Here is a 16,402-nt window from a genome sequence, read left to right on the forward strand (position 1 = left end):
AGATAACGGCGGGAAGGTTGTTTTTTACCGCCGTTTAAAGACTGCCGCTTGAATGACAGAAATCAGGGTGAAGCAGGCTTGATTGCATTTGTGACGGCGCCGCTGACGCTATGTCCTTTGCGGGCGGGCGGTATGGCGGATGCCGGGATAGGGTGCGACGCTGCACGGGAAGTGGGCGGGGAGGCGGCCATTGGAGCTGATGAAGTAGGCGCAGCGGATGATGTTGGAGGCTCGGGCGCTGGAGTAGCGGAAAGCGCTGGCGGGGGTGCGTGATCCACATATTCCCAAGGGCGCTGCGCTGCGAAAACGGCATTGGGATACTGCGGTTTGCCGCGCGAGCCGTTGTAGCGGCCCAGGGCCATAAACATGTCGCCGCGTTCGCGGTCCAGGTAGTGGCGCAAGATGACGCAGCCAAAGCGCAGGTTGGTCTGCATGTGAAAGAGTTTGCCGGGGTCGCCGTCGCCGATGACGCGGGTCCAGAACGGCATGATTTGCATGTAGCCGCGCGCGCCGACGACGGAGACGGCGTATTTGCGAAAGCCGCTTTCTACCTGGATGAGGCCCAGCACGAGCGAGGTTTCCAGCCCGGCGCGGCGGGATTCGTACCAGACAGTTTGCAGAAAGTCCACGCGGCGGTCGAGGTCGGGCATGCGTTTGTAGAGGCGGTCGCTCATGGCCGAGAGCCAGCGCAGGTAGGCCAGGCGCGCTGCGGTGCTGGCGAAGATGGGCACGGGCGGGGCGCTGTTGGCGATGGCCGAGCTGAGTGCGGTACGCACGGAGTCGGCCAGCGGCTCTTCAATTTGCCCGCCGGCGCGCGCCGGTTGCGCCAGCGCCAGCAGGCCGGGCAGCAGGGCCAGTTGCCGCAGGGTCTGGCGGCGTTGCGGGTCGCTCGGGCCTGGCTGGCGGCTCATGCGGCAAGCCGCGCTTTGACGAAGGCAGCGATGCCGTCGGCAGGCACTTTGGCGGCGGTTTCGTCACGGCGGTGCTGGTATTCAACCTGGCCTTCTTTCAGTCCCCGCTCGCCGATGGTGACGCGGTGCGGCACGCCGATCAGTTCCCAGTCGGCAAACATCACGCCGGGGCGCTCGCCACGGTCATCCAAAATGACATCCACGCCAGCAGCCAGCAGTTCGGCGTGTAGGCTTTCGGCGGCTTGGCGCACGGCTTCGCTGCGGTCCATGCCCACGGGGCAGATGACGACGGTAAAGGGCGCGATGGCGTCGGGCCAAATGATGCCGCGCGCGTCGTGGTTTTGTTCGATGGCGGCGGCGGGCAGGCGGGTGATGCCGATGCCGTAGCAGCCCATTTGGAAGGGCTTGGGCTTGCCGTCTTCGTCCAAAAAGGTGGCGTTCATGGCGGCGCTGTATTTCGTGCCCAGGTAGAAGATGTGGCCGATTTCAATGCCGCGCTCGATGGCCAGCTGGCCTTGCCCGTCTGGCGAGGGGTCGCCTGCGACGGCGTTGCGCAAATCGGCCACGATGTCCGGCTCCGGCAGGTCGCGCCCCCAGTTCACGCCGGTGATGTGGAAGTCTTTTTTGTTGGCGCCGCACACCCAGTCGGCCATGACGGCTACTTCGCGGTCAGCCACGACGGTCACGGGTTTTTTCAGGCCAATGGGGCCGAGGTAGCCCGGCTCGGCGCCAAAGTGTTCCAGGATTTCGGCCACGCTGGCAAAGCGAAAGTCCGCCAGGCCCGGCACTTTGCTGACTTTCACTTCGTTCATGTCGTGGTCGCCGCGCAGCAGCAGCAGCCAGATGCGGGTTCGGGTAATTTCCCCTGCGCCGTTCAGCTCGTCCGTGGCCAGCACGAGGGATTTGACGGTGCGCTGCAAGGGCAGCTTCAGCAGTTCGGCCACGTCGGCGCAGGTGGCTTTGCCGGGCGTGGGGGTTGGGGTCATGGGCTGCGCAGCGGGCGGGCGCGGGCCTTTGGGGGGGGCGCTTTCGGCTTTTTCCATGTTGGCGGCGTAGCGGCTGCCGGTGCTGTAGACGATGGCGTCTTCGCCGGTGGCGGCAATCACCTGGAATTCTTCGCTCATGTCGCCGCCGATGCTGCCCGAGTCGGCTGCCACGGCGCGGTAGGTGAGGCCGAAGCGGTCAAAAATGGCGCGGTAGGCTGCGGCCATTTTCTGGTAGCTCTGGCGCGCGCTGGCTTCGTCGCGGTCGAAGCTGTAGGCGTCTTTCATGATGAATTCGCGCCCGCGCATCAGGCCAAAGCGCGGGCGGCGTTCGTCGCGGAACTTGGTCTGTATCTGGTAGAGGTTGCGCGGCAGCTGCTTGTAGCTTTTGAATTCCTGGCGGGCGATGTCCGTCACGGCTTCTTCGCTGGTGGGTTGCAGCACGAAGTCGCGCTCGTGGCGGTCCTTGATGCGCAGAAGCTCCGGCCCCATCTTGTCGAAGCGCCCTGTTTCACGCCACAGCTCGCTGGGCTGCACCATCGGCATAAGGCATTCAATGGCGCCGGCGCGGTTCATTTCCTCGCGCACGATAGCCTCTACTTTCTGGATAACGCGCAGCCCCATGGGCATGTAGGTGTAGATGCCCGCGCCCAGCTTCTTGATCATGCCCGCTCGGGTCATGAGCTGGTGGCTGATGACTTCGGCGTCCGCCGGGGCTTCTTTCAGGGTGGAGATGAGGAACTGCGAGGCTTTCATGACAGATGCGAATGGTGGAAAAGGGCCGCAGGCGCGCGGCAAGCCCTGGCCCCAAACGGCAAGAGGCCGTTGACAGGCCCCTTGACATGACGCGCGGGCATAATGGCCCGCAACATTTTGAAATTGGAGTTTGATTATGCTTGACCGGGAAGGCTTTCGCCCGAATGTCGGCATCATCTTGCTCAACCAGAAAAACCAGGTTTTTTGGGGCAAACGCATACGCACCCATTCCTGGCAGTTTCCGCAAGGCGGCATTGACCGGGGCGAAACCCCGGAGCAGGCCATGTACCGCGAGCTGCATGAGGAAATCGGCCTGAAGCCGGAGCACGTGCGCATCGTCGCCCGTACCCGTGACTGGTTGCGCTACGAGGTGCCCGACCGCTTTATCCGCCGCGACGCGCGCGGCCGCTACCGGGGGCAGAAACAGATTTGGTTTCTGCTGCAGCTCATCACTCATGACTGGAACCTGAACCTGCGCGCCACCGATCACCCTGAATTCGATGCCTGGCGCTGGAACGATTACTGGGTGCCGCTGGATGTGGTGATTGAGTTCAAGCGCGGCGTGTATGAAATGGCGCTCACCGAGCTGGCGCGCTTTCTGCCGCGCCCGCCGGAGCATCGCAACCGCTACCTGCGCAGCGGCATCCGCACGCCCGTGGCGGCCTGCAATTTGCCGCCGGATTCCGAACCCGCTCCGCTGGGGCCAGCCAGCGGCCCGCCCGCTTTCTGGCGGCTGGATGACGCGCCTCCCGCCACTGAACACGCACAGCCATGATCTGCCGCCGCACTGCTTTCTCCCTTTCTCTGCCGTTGCTGGCTGCTTTGGCGCTGGCCGCCTGTGGCCGCCCCGAGCGGCTGCCCGAGCCTGCCGCTCCACCTGCAGGCACGGCGCTGAAAGCGGACCTGCCGCCCGCTTATGACGAAGCGCGCCTGGTTGAAATTGAACAGCCTCGCGGCAGCACCGTGCGCATTGGCATTGCGCCTGAAACCATCAGCGTGGACGCGCAGGCGGGCGTGGTGCGCTACGTGGCTGTCATGCGCGGCATCAGCGCCCGCGTGGCCACCTATGAAGGCATCCGCTGCAATGGCGGACAGTGGCGCGTGTTCGCGCGCCGGCAGGCGGATGGTCCCTGGCTGGCGGCAGGCATGGAGTGGGAAGACATGTACGGCCCGCGCCAGCAACCGTACGTGCGGGTTTTGGCGCGAGACGGCATGTGCATTGGCCCGGCCGTCAACACCGACGTGCGCTCCATCGTGCGCGGCCTGCAAAGCGGCGGCCGCAACGTGCTGTACAGGGGCTGAAACGGCGCCCCGGCCCATCCTCTTGCCACAGCCCCCGAACGGGGCTTTGCTTGAAGCAGTCCGTGCATCCCTTGCCCCTGTCTTTGCCATAACCGCCTGCATGGCCAAAACGGTGGCGCGGTGGCAGAAAGGGAAAGCCTGAGTTTGCTTCTGAATCCATAGCATGATGTCCTAGTGGATCGGGCGCAGAGCGGCATTTCATCCCACCTGAATTTGCTCTTGTTTTCGATGCGCCACGGCGGGCGTGGCGGCTGATTTTCCAAGGCCCGCAGTGGCCTGTAGCCAGTTCTTGAAGCCGGGGGCAGACCGCCGCAATCGGCGGGGCAGGGCGGGGCTGGCTCGCTACTGCCGCTGCGCCACGCTGGGCCGCTGGCCGGGCACGAGCTGCATTTCCACGTTTTGGCCCTGGCGCAAGGCGGTGAAGGTGGCGGCTGTGCCGGGGCGCAGGGCGGTGATGCCGGCGCGCAGTTCAGCCACGGTGCGGATGGGCCGGCCGTTGATGCGGGTGACGACGTCGCCTGGCCGCATGCCCGCGCGCGCGGCCGGGCCGCCATTGAGCACGCCGGTGATGATGACGCCTTGCGCGCTGGCTGCGCCCAGGTTTTCGGCCAGCTCGGGCGTGAGGGCGGTGGATTCCACGCCGATCCAGCCGCGCACGACGCGCCCGTTTTGCACGATGTCTTGCAGCGCCTGCCGCGCCACATTGACGGGAATGGCAAAGCCGATGCCCAAGCTGCCGCCGGAGCGCGAGTAAATGGCAGTGTTGATGCCCAGCAGGCGCCCTTGCTCGTCGGTGAGCGCGCCGCCGGAGTTGCCGGGGTTGATGGCCGCGTCGGTCTGGATGAAGTTCTCGAAGGTGTTGATGCCCAGCTGATCGCGCCCCAGGGCGCTGACGATGCCGCTGGTGACGGTTTGCCCCACGCCAAAGGGGTTGCCAATGGCCAGCACGCGGTCGCCCACCTCAATGCGGTCCGAGTCGCTGGGCGTCATCACGGGCAAGTCGGGCAAATCAATCTTGAGCACGGCCAGGTCGGACTCGGGGTCGGCGCCAATCACGCGGGCGTTGGCTCGGCGGCCATCGGCCAGCACGGCCTCGATGTGGTCGGCCTCTTGCACCACGTGGTTGTTGGTCAGCACATAGCCATCGGCCGACATGATCACGCCCGAACCCAGCCCGCTTTGCGACTGGCTGCCCTGCTGCCCGAAAAAGAGGCGAAACCACGGGTCATCGGCAAACGGATGGCGCGTGACGCGGCTGGTGTTGATGCTGACCACGGCAGGCGCGGCGCGCCTGACGGCGGCGGCCAGGCTGCCCGGCTGCGCGGCGGCCGACACCTGCGGCGCGGGCAGAACGAGCGGCGCGCTGACCGCTGGCGGCGGGGCGGGCGCTGCCAGCCACTGCGGCTGCAAAGTGGCAATGACGAACCATGCGGCCACGAAAACGGTGACAGCCTGCGAGAAAAAAAGCCACAGCTTTTTCATTGGAATTCCTTGACGGTTCAAGCCTGCGCCCGCGCAGGCGGGCAAAGCCTGTTTTTGCGGGCGGCAGGCGCGGCGCTGAACGCGCCGCAAACATGGCAGCATTGTCAGCCATGAGCACAACCGACCGGGCCACGCTGCTGGCCGCTTTCGACGAGGCGCTGCAACCGGCGCTGTTCAAGGACTACGGGCCAAACGGCCTGCAAGTGGAGGGCCGCGAGCGAATTGGCAAGCTGGTCAGCGGCGTGACGGCCAGCCTGGCGCTGATTGAGGCGGCCATAGCCGCCGGGGCCGATGCCATCTTCGTGCACCACGGCCTGTTCTGGCGCGGGCAGGACGGGCGCGTCACGGGCTGGATGAAGCAGCGCCTGGCGCGCCTGCTGGCGCACGACGTGAACCTCTACGCCTACCACCTGCCGCTGGACGCGCACCCCGAGCACGGCAACAACGCGCAACTGGCCCGGCGCCTGGGCTGGCAGCCCACGGGCCGCTTTGGCGAGCAGCAGCTGGGCTGGCTGGGCGAGGCAGCTTACGAAGACGGCCAGGCGCTGGCCGATCACCTGGCGCAAGCGCTGCAAAGGCCGCCCATTGCCATTTACGGGCCGCCTGCGCCCATTCGCAAGCTGGCCTGGTGCAGCGGCGGCGCGCAAGGCTTTTTTGAAGGCGCCATTGCGGCGGGGGCCGATGCCTTCATCACGGGCGAAATCTCCGAACCCCAGGCCCATCTGGCGCGCGAGTGCGGCGTGGCCTTTTACGCCTGCGGCCACCACGCCACCGAGCGCTACGGCGCCCCCGCCCTGGCCGCGCATGTGGCGCACCAGCTGGGGCTGGCGCATGAGTTCATCGAGATAGACAACCCGGCTTGAGCCGAAGACAGCAAGAGAGTCGATTTTTTTTGCTTCTGATTCAATAGCGGCCTGCGCTTTCTCTTCTAGGACATCAGCGGTTTTCAGGGCAGTAAATTTGCTCTGCTTTCAGAAGCAGTCTGCGCTGAATTTGCAAACCTTATGCAGAAACCATTTGCCATCACCCAGGGCGATGCGGCGGGCATCGGCCCCGAGATCATCGCCAAAGCCTTTCAAGACGCGCCCGAAGCCATGCGCGGCTGCTTTGTGGCGGGCAGCGTGGCCGTGATGCGCCGCGCTGCTGGCTGGCTGGGCGGCCTGCCCGTGGCCCGCCTGGAGCAAGCCAATGAGGCGTTGCATGCTCCGCCGCGCTGCATTCCCGTGCTGCCTGTGGTTCAGGCTCCGTCCGGGTTGCCGGAGTCGGGCCGCGTGAGCGCCGCTGCAGGCCGCATGGCGGGCGAAGCCGTTGTCTGGGCGGCGCGCGCGGCTCTGCGCGGCGAGGTGGCGGCAGTGGTCACGGCCCCGCTGCACAAGGAGGCGCTGGCTGCCGCAGGCGAGCCATTCAGCCGCTTTCCAGGCCACACCGAGCTGCTTCAGGCTGAAGCAGCGGCGCACCTGGGCGTGCCGGTGGAGCAAGTGCCCGTGCGCATGATGCTGGCCAATGACGAGCTGCGCACGGTGCTGGTCACCATTCACATGCCGCTGCGCGAAGCCATTGAGCAAGTCACGCAGGCCAGCGTGCTGCGCACCCTGCAAATCACTCACGCGGCCTTGGCGCGCGCCTTGGGCCGGCCGCCGCGCATGGCCGTGGCGGGGCTGAACCCGCACGCGGGCGAAGGCGGCCGGTTTGGCCGTGAGGAAATCGAGCACATTGCCCCCGCCATAGCCGCCGCCCGCGCGCAGGGCATGAATGCGCAAGGCCCTTTCGCGCCTGACACCGTTTTCATGCGCGCGCGCCAGGGCGCATTCGACGTGGTCGTGGCTATGTACCACGACCAGGGGCTGATTCCCGTGAAATACCTTGGCGTGGAAAAAGGCGTGAACGTGACGCTCGGTCTGCCCTTCGTGCGCACCAGCCCCGACCACGGTACGGCCTTCGATCTGGCGGCCACAGGCCAGGCCAGCGCCGGCAGTCTGCTGGCCGCCGTGCGCACGGCGCGCGCGCTGGCAGGCGAATGAGAGAGGAGAGACCCGCGCCTGGAAAAACGCCCGCATGAAAGCGGGCGCTGGCATGGAAAACAGCAGAAATGGAGAAGACGCTTTCAGCGCTTGAGGCTGTCGCGGATCTCGCGCAACAGCACCACTTCTTCAGGCGGAGCAGCAGGTTCGGCGGGCGGCTCGGCGCGGCGCAGGCGGTTCATCTGCTTGACCATGATGAAGATGATGAACGCCAGAATGACGAAATTGAGCGAGACGGTGACGAAGTTGCCATAGGCGAACACGGCGCCCGCCTTCTTGGCTTCGGCCAGCGGCAGCCCGTATTCCTGTCCGGACAGCGGGATGTAATAGCTGGAAAAATCCAGCCCGCCCAGCACCTTGCCCACCAGCGGCATGATGAGATCGCCCACCACCGAATCGACGATCTTGCCGAACGCGCCGCCAATGATGACGCCCACGGCCAGATCCATCACATTGCCCTTGACGGCGAACTCCTTGAACTCCTGCAACATGGACATGAAGCTTTCTCCTTTTGAAACATGAAATGGAAGAGGCCGCGTATTGTCAGGCACTGATGTACGTCAAAAGCGGCCAATTTGAAACGGGCCATGTCAGAAAGATGGCTCCGCTACAATCCTGAGCTACCCCCGATACACAAAAACACACCAGAGGACTCCCATGAGTGATACCCCGGTAGATAGCAGCAAAAGGACGTGGCTGATTACCACGGGCGTCGTCGGCGCGGTCGGCGCAGGCGCGCTGGCAACCCCTTTTGTTGGCAGCTTCCAGCCGTCAGAAAGAGCCAAAGCCGCTGGCGCACCTGTGGAAGTGGACATTTCCAAGCTTCAGCCTGGCGAAAAGGTCATCGTCGAATGGCGTGGCAAGCCCGTCTGGGTTTTGCGCCGTACTCCAGAGATGCTGGCGACGCTGAAGAATACGGACTCCGAAGTGGCCGACCCCAAGTCGGAACGCAAGGCATATCCCACGCCTGCGTACGCGCAAAACGAATGGCGCTCACGCAAGGAAGAGTTTCTGGTTGTCGTGGGGATTTGCACGCACCTTGGCTGCTCGCCAGTGGACAAGTTCCAGACCGGTCCTCAGCCTTCGCTGCCTGACAACTGGGAAGGCGGATTTTTCTGCCCATGCCATGGCTCCACATTCGATCTGGCTGGCCGCGTGTTCAAAAACAAACCCGCGCCAGACAATCTTGAAGTGCCTCCCTACAAATTCCTGTCCGAAACCAAGATTTTGGTTGGCGACGATTCCGAAGCGTGATGGGAGGCGGACATGGCTGAATTCAAGGAAATTTCTCCGAATGCGCCATTGGTTGCCAAGGTGACCAACTGGTTTGACAACCGCTTTCCGACTGCGTTTGAGGCTTACCGCAAGCACATGTCGGAGTACTACGCGCCGAAGAATTTCAACGTCTGGTACATCTTTGGCTCGCTGGCATTGCTGGTGCTGGTGATCCAAATCGTCACGGGCATTTTTCTGGTGATGCACTACAAGCCTGATGCGGCCAAGGCGTTCGAGTCGGTCGAATACATTATGCGCGACGTGCCGGGCGGCTGGATCATTCGCTACATGCACTCCACGGGGGCATCCGCTTTCTTCATCGTGGTTTATCTGCACATGTTCCGCGGATTGCTGTATGGCAGCTACCGCAAGCCACGGGAGCTGGTCTGGATTTTCGGCTGCGCCATTTTCCTGTGCTTGATGGCTGAAGCATTCATGGGTTATCTGCTGCCTTGGGGACAAATGTCTTTCTGGGGCGCGCAGGTGATCGTGAACCTGTTTTCCGCGATTCCATTTATCGGATCCGATCTGTCCCTGCTCATTCGTGGTGACTACGTGGTAAGTGACGCCACACTGAACCGCTTCTTCAGCTTTCACGTTATCGCCGTGCCGCTGGTGCTGCTCGGACTGGTGGTGGCGCATTTGCTTGCTCTGCATGACGTGGGCTCCAACAACCCTGATGGTGTGGAGATCAAGCAAGGCCCCAAAGGCAACCGCTGGTCGCCTACTGCGCCTGCGGATGGCGTCCCATTCCACCCCTACTACACGGTTCACGACATTTTGGGCGTAGGCGTGTTTTTCATGGTCTATTTCGCCGTGGTTTTCTTCGCGCCTGAATTCGGCGGCTATTTCCTGGAATACAACAACTTCATTCCGGCCGATCCGCTGGTTACGCCAGCGCACATCGCGCCTGTGTGGTATTTCACGCCGTTCTATTCCATGCTGCGCGCCACAACCGACACGATGGTCAATGTGCTGTGCGTCATCGTCCTGCTGGCAGCGGCGTTCGTGTTCCTGCGTACACGCTTGCCCATGTTGATCAAGGTGGGGGTTGCTGGCGCGGCTGTCTTGGCGGCTTTCCTGCTCAAGACGTTTGACGCGAAGTTCTGGGGCGTGGTCGTCATGGGCGGCGCTGTCATCATCCTGTTCTTCCTGCCGTGGCTGGACTGGAGTCCCGTCAAGTCCATCCGCTATCGCCCCGGCTGGCATAAATGGCTTTATGCCGTGTTCGTGGTGTGGTTTGGCATTCTGATGGTGCTGGGCATCATGCTCCCCGGCCCGATTTTTGCCGCGCCTGCCTTGAGCTGGATGACCAATGAACTGGTCGCCATGATTGGCACGCTGTTTTACTTCGGCTTCTTCCTGCTGATGCCGTGGTGGTCGCGAATTGGCACGCCCAAACCTGTGCCTGATCGCGTCACCTTCACACCGCACTGAATTTGCCGGAGCATAAAAATGAAATTCCACAAGAAACTGGTCGCTGGCCTGATGCTGGCAGCGAATCTGGTCATCAGCGCCCACGCTTCAAGCGGCGGAATCCCTTGGGATAAGGCCCCTATTGACGTGACAAACCAGGCGTCGCTGCAAAACGGCGCACGCATCTTTGTCAATTACTGCCTGAGCTGCCATTCAGCGGCGTTCATGCGCTACAACCGTTTGCAAGACATTGGCTTGACGGAAGAGCAAATCAAGGAAAATCTGATGTTCACCACTGACAAGGTGGGCAACGTCATGAAAGCCGCGATTGATCCCATCGAGGCCAAAAAATGGTTTGGCGCCAATCCGCCGGATTTGACATTGATTGCTCGCTCTCGGGCTGGCTCCAATGGCACGGGCGCAGATTACATCTACACCCTGCTGCGTTCTTACTATCGAGATCCCACCAAACCCACTGGCTGGAATAACTTGGCATTTCCCAGTATTGGCATGCCGCACCCGTTGTGGGAATTGCAGGGTGAGCGCAAGCCTCTGTTTGAAACGCATGAGTCACATGGCCAGCAAGTGCAAGTGCACAAAGGGTGGGAAGAAGTGACACCGGGTGCCATGACCGCTGCCGATTACGACAAAAATGTGGGTGATTTGGTCAATTTCCTGCAATGGATGGGTGAACCGGCCCAGAACAAGCGCGTGAAGATAGGCATCTTTGCCATGCTGTTCCTGGCTTTGTTTACTTTTGCTGCCTGGAATTTGAACAAGGCATTCTGGAAAGACGTCAAATAAAGTCTTTTATTCTGCGTGCCCGGTTTTGACCGGGCAGTAAATAGAGTGGACGGTGCATTTGCGCTGCCCACTCTTTCGGTTTTTTAGGAGCCTCCCGCCATGATGGTGCTTTATTCAGGAACAACCTGCCCCTTTTCGCATCGTTGCCGTTTTGTGCTGTTCGAGAAGGGAATGGATTTTGAAATCCGTGATGTCGACCTGTTCAATAAGCCGGAAGATATCAGTGTGATGAACCCTTATGGGCAGGTGCCTATTCTGGTGGAAAGAGATCTGATTCTTTATGAATCAAATATCATCAATGAATATATTGATGAGCGTTTCCCCCATCCGCAGCTTATGCCGGGCGATCCGGTGGACCGGGCGCGGGTGCGCCTTTTCCTGCTCAATTTTGAAAAAGAGCTGTTTTCTCACGTAAGCGTGCTGGAACATCGTGTGGGCCGGACCAATGAAAAGGCGCTGGAAAAAGCGCGGGGAAATATTCGCGATCGCCTGACGCAAATGGCGCCTGTATTTTTGAAGAACAAATATATCCTGGGCGAGCATTTCTCCATGCTGGATGTCGCATTGGCGCCTCTGCTCTGGAGGCTTGATTACTATGGAATTGAGCTGAGCAAGAATGCGGCGCCGCTTCTCAAATATGCGGAGCGCATCTTTTCCCGGCCTGCGTATATTGAGGCACTGACGCCGTCTGAAAAAGTCATGCGGAAGTAATGATTGGGAACTTCAGGAGGCTGAATTGGAAACCACCTCTACCCAGCCGTATTTGCTGCGCGCCTTGTATGAATGGTGTAGCGACAATGGGCTGACCCCCCATATTGCGGTACGTGTGGATGAAACCGTTCAGGTGCCCAGAGAATTTGTTCAGAATGGGCAGATTGTGCTTAACATTGGTTTTGACGCGACCAATGGCTTGAAAATGGGCAATGACTATATTGAATTCAAGGCCCGTTTTGGCGGCGTGCCGCGAGATATTTTCATACCCGTCAATCGGGTGCTCGCGATCTATGCGCGGGAAACGGGGCAGGGCATGGCATTCCCGGAGGCGAGCCAAGAGGCTGGAGCAGGGAAAATGCCAGGCGCAGACGGCGAATCTGAGGCGCCCATAGCCGAGAAACCTCAACTACGGCCTGTTTCGCCACCCGGTTCTGGCAAAGATGCCGGGCCGGATGACGAGCCTCCTGCGCCAAGCGGCGGCAGGCCATCGCTGAGAATCGTCAAATAGTGGTTAGAATCCGCCCCTTTGAGTTTCAGCCGGTTTAGCTCAGTTGGTAGAGCACCCGCCTTGTAAGCGGTAGGTCGTCAGTTCGAGTCCGACAACCGGCACCACATTAACAACCCGCCAGCCGCTCACGGCCAGCGGGTTTTTTCTTGGATTTTTGAATCGGGCGGCGGCTGGACCTTGAAGCGAAGGGTCTGCACCTCATGCCCCTTGGCGCGCAGGGCCGCTAGCAGGGCCGGAGCGAGCTGGCGCAGCTTTGCTGCGGCGGCTGTGTGGGCGATAAGCAGGCACCAAGTGCCGTCTTGCATGGGGCCTGGGCGCACGGCGCCACGTAGCGAAGCGGGCAGCAGGGGGCGGATGACGGCCATGCACGCACGGGTTTCCTCCGCCATTCGCATCAGTTGCGCAAGCATGGGTGAGCCGTGCATGGCTTGCTGCATGTTCATGGGGGTTTTCAACGTGATGCTCATGGCGGATGAAAGTATTGAAATGTTGCAAAGCGGCTATAGCTGGCAGCGCAGCCCGCTCCGCTTTCTGCGCGCATTATTGCCAGCAGGCAAGCGCAAGGCCTTCATAACCAGGCTCAGGAAGGAGATGCGCGCTCCGAAAACCTGTTCAGAGTTTGTCTGTAGACACAAAAGCGCGGCCTTGGGCGATCTGTGGCGTTGTCAATCTCTGGCCGGGCAGCCAGCAGGCCATGAGGCCCGCTTGCGGTTCGCGCCTTGCAGCCTATCCTGATTCGCTCTTTTGCCCCTCGCGGCCAGACTGTGCACAGGTTCTAAAATGCCTCGCCGCCTTGCGAGCGGCGGATTGTTTCCGCCCTTGCTTGGCTTTTTCTTTGACCGAACATTTTCCGATTTCCGCCGCGTATGCCCCTTACTCTTTTGACCAAGCTCTTTGGCAGCCGTAACGATCGCCTGCTCAAGCAATACCGCAAGACGGTGGCGCGCATCAACGCGCTGGAGCCGCAGTTCGAGAAGCTGTCCGACGAGCAAATCAGCGCCAAAACGCAAGAGTTCAAAGAGCGGCTGGGCAAGGGCGAAACGCTGGATCAGCTTCTGCCGGAAGCTTTCGCCGTGGTGCGCGAAGCCTCCAAGCGCGTGATGAAGATGCGCCACTTTGACGTGCAGCTGATCGGCGGCATGGCCCTGCACGAGGGCAAGATTGCCGAAATGCGCACGGGCGAAGGCAAAACGCTCACGGCCACGCTGCCCGTGTATCTGAACGCGCTCACGGGCAAGGGCGTGCATGTGGTCACGGTCAATGACTACCTGGCCAACCGCGACGCGCAATGGATGGCGCGCCTCTACAACTTCCTGGGTCTGACGGTGGGCGTGAACCTGCCTTACATGCCGCGCGAAGAAAAGCAGGCCGCCTACGGCGCCGACATCACCTACGGCACCAACAACGAATACGGCTTTGACTACCTGCGCGACAACATGGTGTACGAGCCGGGCGATCGCGTGCAGCGCCAGCTCAACTACGCCATCGTGGACGAGGTGGACTCCATCCTCATTGACGAAGCGCGCACGCCGCTCATCATCAGCGGCCAGGCCGAAGACCAGACCGCCATCTATCTGGCCATGAACGAAGTGGCCCCCCAGCTCACCCGGCAGGAAGGCGAAGCCGATCCGCGCACGGGCGAAGGCGTCATCAAGCCTGGCGACTTCACCGTGGACGAAAAGTCCCATCAGGTCTATCTCACCGAACAAGGCTACGAAAACGCCGAGCGCATCCTGGCCGCGCGCGGCCTCATTGCCGAAGGCGCGTCGCTGTATGACCCCGCCAACATCGCGCTGGTGCACCACCTCTACGCCGCCTTGCGCGCCGCGCACCTGTATCACCGCGACCAGCACTACGTGGTGCAAAACGGCGAAAACGGCCCCGAAATCGTCATCGTCGATGAATTCACGGGCCGCCTCATGACCGGCCGCCGCTGGAGCGACGGCCTGCACCAGGCCGTGGAGGCCAAGGAAGGCGTGCCCATCCAGGCCGAAAACCAGACGCTGGCCTCCATCACCTTCCAGAACTACTTCCGCCTCTACGCCAAGCTCTCGGGCATGACGGGCACGGCCGACACCGAAGCCTACGAATTCCAGGAAATCTACGGGCTGGAAACCGTCGTCATCCCGCCCAACCGCCCCAACAAGCGCGACGACCAGCTCGACCGCGTTTACAAAACCACCCCCGAAAAATACGCCGCCGCGCTCGCCGACATTCGCGAATGCCACAAGCGCGGCCAGCCCGTGCTCGTGGGCACCACCTCCATCGAAAACTCCGAAATCATCTCCAACCTGCTGAAAAAGGAGAACCTGCCGCACCAGGTGCTCAACGCCAAGCAGCACGCCAGCGAAGCCGACATCGTCGCCCAGGCCGGGCGCCCCGGCGTCATCACCATCGCCACCAACATGGCCGGGCGCGGCACCGACATCGTGCTGGGCGGCAACATCGAAAAAACCGTCGCCGCCATCGAAGCCGACGAATCGCTTGACGAAGCCACCCGCGCCAGCCGCATCCAGCAGCTGCGCCAGCAATGGCAGGCCGACCACGAAAAAGTCAAATCCCTGGGCGGCCTGCGCATCATCGCCACCGAAAGGCACGAAAGCCGCCGCATCGACAACCAGCTGCGCGGCCGCTCGGGCCGCCAGGGCGACCCCGGCTCCTCGCGCTTTTATCTCAGCCTGGACGACGCGCTCATGCGCATCTTCGCGGGCGACCGCGTGCGCGCCATCATGGACCGCCTCAAAATGCCTGAAGGCGAAGCCATTGAAGCCGGCATGGTCACCCGCGCCATCGAAAGCGCCCAGCGCAAAGTGGAAGGCCGCAACTTCGACATCCGCAAACAGCTGCTCGAATACGACGACGTCGCCAACGACCAGCGCAAAGTCATCTACCAGCAGCGCAACGACATCCTCAACGCGCAAGACCTCACCGCCCAGATCACCGCCTTGCGCCACGGCTGCTTTGAAGACCTTGTGCGCCAATACGTGCCCGCCGACTCGGTAGAAGAGCAATGGGACCTGCCCGGCCTTGAAAAAGCCCTGGCGCAGGACTGGCAGATTGAGCTGCCCCTGCAAAAGTCCGTGGAATCCTCCAGCTCCATCACCGATCAGGAAATCGTCGAAGCCGTGCGCGTGGCCGCCGACGAAGCCTACGCCGCCAAAGTGGCCCTGGTTGGTGCGGAAAACTTCCGCCCCTTCGAGCGCTCCGTGCTCCTGCAATCCATCGACAGCAACTGGCGCGAGCACCTCTCCGCGCTCGACTACCTGCGCCAGGGCATCCACCTGCGCGGCTACGCCCAGAAGCAGCCCAAGCAGGAATACAAGCGCGAAGCCTTTGAACTCTTCAGCCAAATGCTGGACACAGTGAAAAACGAAGTCACCCGCGTGCTCATCAATGTGCGCGTGCAAACCCGCGAGCAGGCTGATGAAGCCGCTGGCAGCATCAGCCAGCAGGCCGAGCGCGTCAGCAACGTTACCTACACCGCACCCTCGGAAACGGGTGAGGCGCAGACCCTGCCCCAAACCCCGGCCGGCAGCGCACGCAGCACCGTGGCCGGGGCGGCAGGCGCGGGCCTGGCCGCAGGCGAAGTGCCCCGCGTGGGCCGCAACGACCCCTGCCCCTGCGGCAGCGGCAAGCGCTACAAGAACTGCCACGGCGCCTTGAGTTGATGGACTGATAGGCGGCTGGCTGGCCGCTGCACTGCACGGGGCGCAAGGCAACACCTGCGCCCCGTTCGTTTTGGTGCGCCGCCGGGTCAGGGCGGAGCAGGGCGCGCCTTCAAAGAAAACAGCCAGCTTTCAAAACGGTCAACCTTCATTTCGCGCGTGCGATGTGCCGCGCTGCCCTGGCGCATCTCAGCCAAGCGGCCTGCCGTACGTTTTGCGGAATTGAATCAGGCGCCGCTCATGAAGCCCGTTCAGAAGCGCCCAAGGCGGGCGGCTGGCGCATCCTCCGGGTTGCCCGGTGCTTGGCAGATGAGGGCATCGGAAACAGGAGCAAATTCAAGGGGTAGAAATACCGGTTTGCGCTGATTCCACTAGGACATCGTGCTATGGTTAAAGGAGCTAAATACTGCCTCTTTCCTCCGCTCACGCCATGCTCATTCCGATTGCTGATGCGTTCTCCCCTCGCGCGTCAGCCATGTGTGAGGCAGCTCGCAAGCCATACACCGCCACGGCTGGTTTTTCGCGTAAAAAGAGCTAGTGGCCGCCTTGCCCTTTTGCTTGCGGA

15 protein-coding genes and 1 tRNA gene are annotated in these 16,402 nt (G+C 62.0%); 11 read left to right on the plus strand and 5 right to left on the minus strand.

What is annotated here, in order from left to right; all coding sequences use genetic code 11:
* Positions 1–62 precede the first annotated feature (62 nt).
* On the minus strand, positions 63–911 hold the full coding sequence (locus tag ADJ79_RS08190; protein ID WP_082203206.1) for a lytic transglycosylase domain-containing protein: 849 nt from the start codon (positions 909–911) through the stop codon (positions 63–65).
* Entirely contained in the window at positions 908–2,650 is a 1,743-nt protein-coding gene (locus ADJ79_RS08195; RefSeq protein ID WP_050715547.1) for a proline--tRNA ligase, read from the minus strand. Before ADJ79_RS08195 ends, ADJ79_RS08190 begins: the two co-directional genes overlap by 4 nt.
* Before the next feature lie 136 nt (positions 2,651–2,786).
* On the opposite strand from ADJ79_RS08195, the gene ADJ79_RS08200 reads away from it, so the two are divergent.
* Together ADJ79_RS08200 and ADJ79_RS08205 are read left to right on the plus strand one after the other, a co-directional pair.
* The gene (locus ADJ79_RS08200) at positions 2,787–3,425 is read left to right on the plus strand and encodes an RNA pyrophosphohydrolase (RefSeq protein ID WP_050715548.1); all 639 of its coding nucleotides are present in this window, start codon (positions 2,787–2,789) and stop codon (positions 3,423–3,425) included.
* Complete coding sequence (locus tag ADJ79_RS08205; RefSeq protein ID WP_082203207.1) at positions 3,422–3,952, plus strand: CNP1-like family protein; 531 nt, start codon at positions 3,422–3,424, stop codon at positions 3,950–3,952. The genes ADJ79_RS08200 and ADJ79_RS08205 overlap by 4 nt, the downstream gene beginning before the upstream one ends.
* 342 nt (positions 3,953–4,294) lie before the next feature.
* Here ADJ79_RS08205 and ADJ79_RS08210 read toward each other — a convergent pair whose 3' ends face one another.
* Complete coding sequence (locus ADJ79_RS08210; RefSeq protein WP_050715550.1) at positions 4,295–5,434, minus strand: S1C family serine protease; 1,140 nt, start codon at positions 5,432–5,434, stop codon at positions 4,295–4,297.
* A gap of 110 nt (positions 5,435–5,544) precedes the next feature.
* Between ADJ79_RS08210 and ADJ79_RS08215 the strand changes: the two genes are divergently transcribed.
* A complete protein-coding gene (locus ADJ79_RS08215; protein WP_050716509.1) occupies positions 5,545–6,297 on the plus strand; it encodes a Nif3-like dinuclear metal center hexameric protein in 753 nt (250 codons plus the stop codon).
* Positions 6,298–6,438: 141 nt separating this feature from the next.
* Positions 6,439–7,455: a 4-hydroxythreonine-4-phosphate dehydrogenase PdxA gene (gene pdxA / locus ADJ79_RS08220; RefSeq protein ID WP_050715551.1), complete on the plus strand. Its 1,017-nt coding sequence runs from the start codon at positions 6,439–6,441 to the stop codon at positions 7,453–7,455.
* 83 nt (positions 7,456–7,538) lie between these two features.
* On the opposite strand, the gene mscL is transcribed toward pdxA, so the two are convergent.
* Positions 7,539–7,952 carry a large conductance mechanosensitive channel protein MscL gene (mscL, locus tag ADJ79_RS08225; RefSeq protein WP_050715552.1) on the minus strand — a complete coding sequence of 138 codons (414 nt, stop codon included), beginning with the start codon at positions 7,950–7,952 and terminating at the stop codon, positions 7,539–7,541.
* Between the two features lie 160 nt (positions 7,953–8,112).
* Between mscL and petA the strand changes: the two genes are divergently transcribed.
* The 6 genes from petA (at position 8,113) to ADJ79_RS08255 (ending at position 12,276) form a co-directional block, all read left to right on the plus strand.
* Complete coding sequence (gene petA / locus ADJ79_RS08230) at positions 8,113–8,709, plus strand: ubiquinol-cytochrome c reductase iron-sulfur subunit (RefSeq protein ID WP_050715553.1); 597 nt, start codon at positions 8,113–8,115, stop codon at positions 8,707–8,709.
* 12 nt (positions 8,710–8,721) lie between these two features.
* Positions 8,722–10,167 carry a cytochrome bc complex cytochrome b subunit gene (locus tag ADJ79_RS08235; protein ID WP_050715554.1) on the plus strand — a complete coding sequence of 482 codons (1,446 nt, stop codon included), beginning with the start codon at positions 8,722–8,724 and terminating at the stop codon, positions 10,165–10,167.
* A gap of 18 nt (positions 10,168–10,185) precedes the next feature.
* Positions 10,186–10,950 (plus strand): cytochrome c1, encoded by a 765-nt coding sequence (locus ADJ79_RS08240; RefSeq protein WP_050715555.1) that lies wholly within the window; start codon positions 10,186–10,188, stop codon positions 10,948–10,950.
* Between the two features lie 99 nt (positions 10,951–11,049).
* Positions 11,050–11,661: a glutathione S-transferase N-terminal domain-containing protein gene (locus tag ADJ79_RS08245; protein WP_050715556.1), complete on the plus strand. Its 612-nt coding sequence runs from the start codon at positions 11,050–11,052 to the stop codon at positions 11,659–11,661.
* Between the two features lie 25 nt (positions 11,662–11,686).
* Positions 11,687–12,172: a ClpXP protease specificity-enhancing factor gene (locus tag ADJ79_RS13230; protein ID WP_082203208.1), complete on the plus strand. Its 486-nt coding sequence runs from the start codon at positions 11,687–11,689 to the stop codon at positions 12,170–12,172.
* A gap of 28 nt (positions 12,173–12,200) precedes the next feature.
* Positions 12,201–12,276 (plus strand) — tRNA-Thr (locus ADJ79_RS08255).
* A gap of 21 nt (positions 12,277–12,297) precedes the next feature.
* Here ADJ79_RS08255 and ADJ79_RS08260 read toward each other — a convergent pair.
* A complete protein-coding gene (locus ADJ79_RS08260) occupies positions 12,298–12,639 on the minus strand; it encodes a DciA family protein (protein WP_050715558.1) in 342 nt (113 codons plus the stop codon).
* Positions 12,640–13,038: 399 nt separating this feature from the next.
* Between ADJ79_RS08260 and secA the strand changes: the two genes are divergently transcribed.
* Positions 13,039–15,840 (plus strand): preprotein translocase subunit SecA, encoded by a 2,802-nt coding sequence (secA, locus tag ADJ79_RS08265; RefSeq protein WP_050715559.1) that lies wholly within the window; start codon positions 13,039–13,041, stop codon positions 15,838–15,840.
* Positions 15,841–16,402 lie beyond the last annotated feature (562 nt).

The sequence above is a fragment of the Ottowia sp. oral taxon 894 genome, from assembly GCF_001262075.1.
GTDB lineage: Bacteria > Pseudomonadota > Gammaproteobacteria > Burkholderiales > Burkholderiaceae_C > Ottowia > Ottowia massiliensis.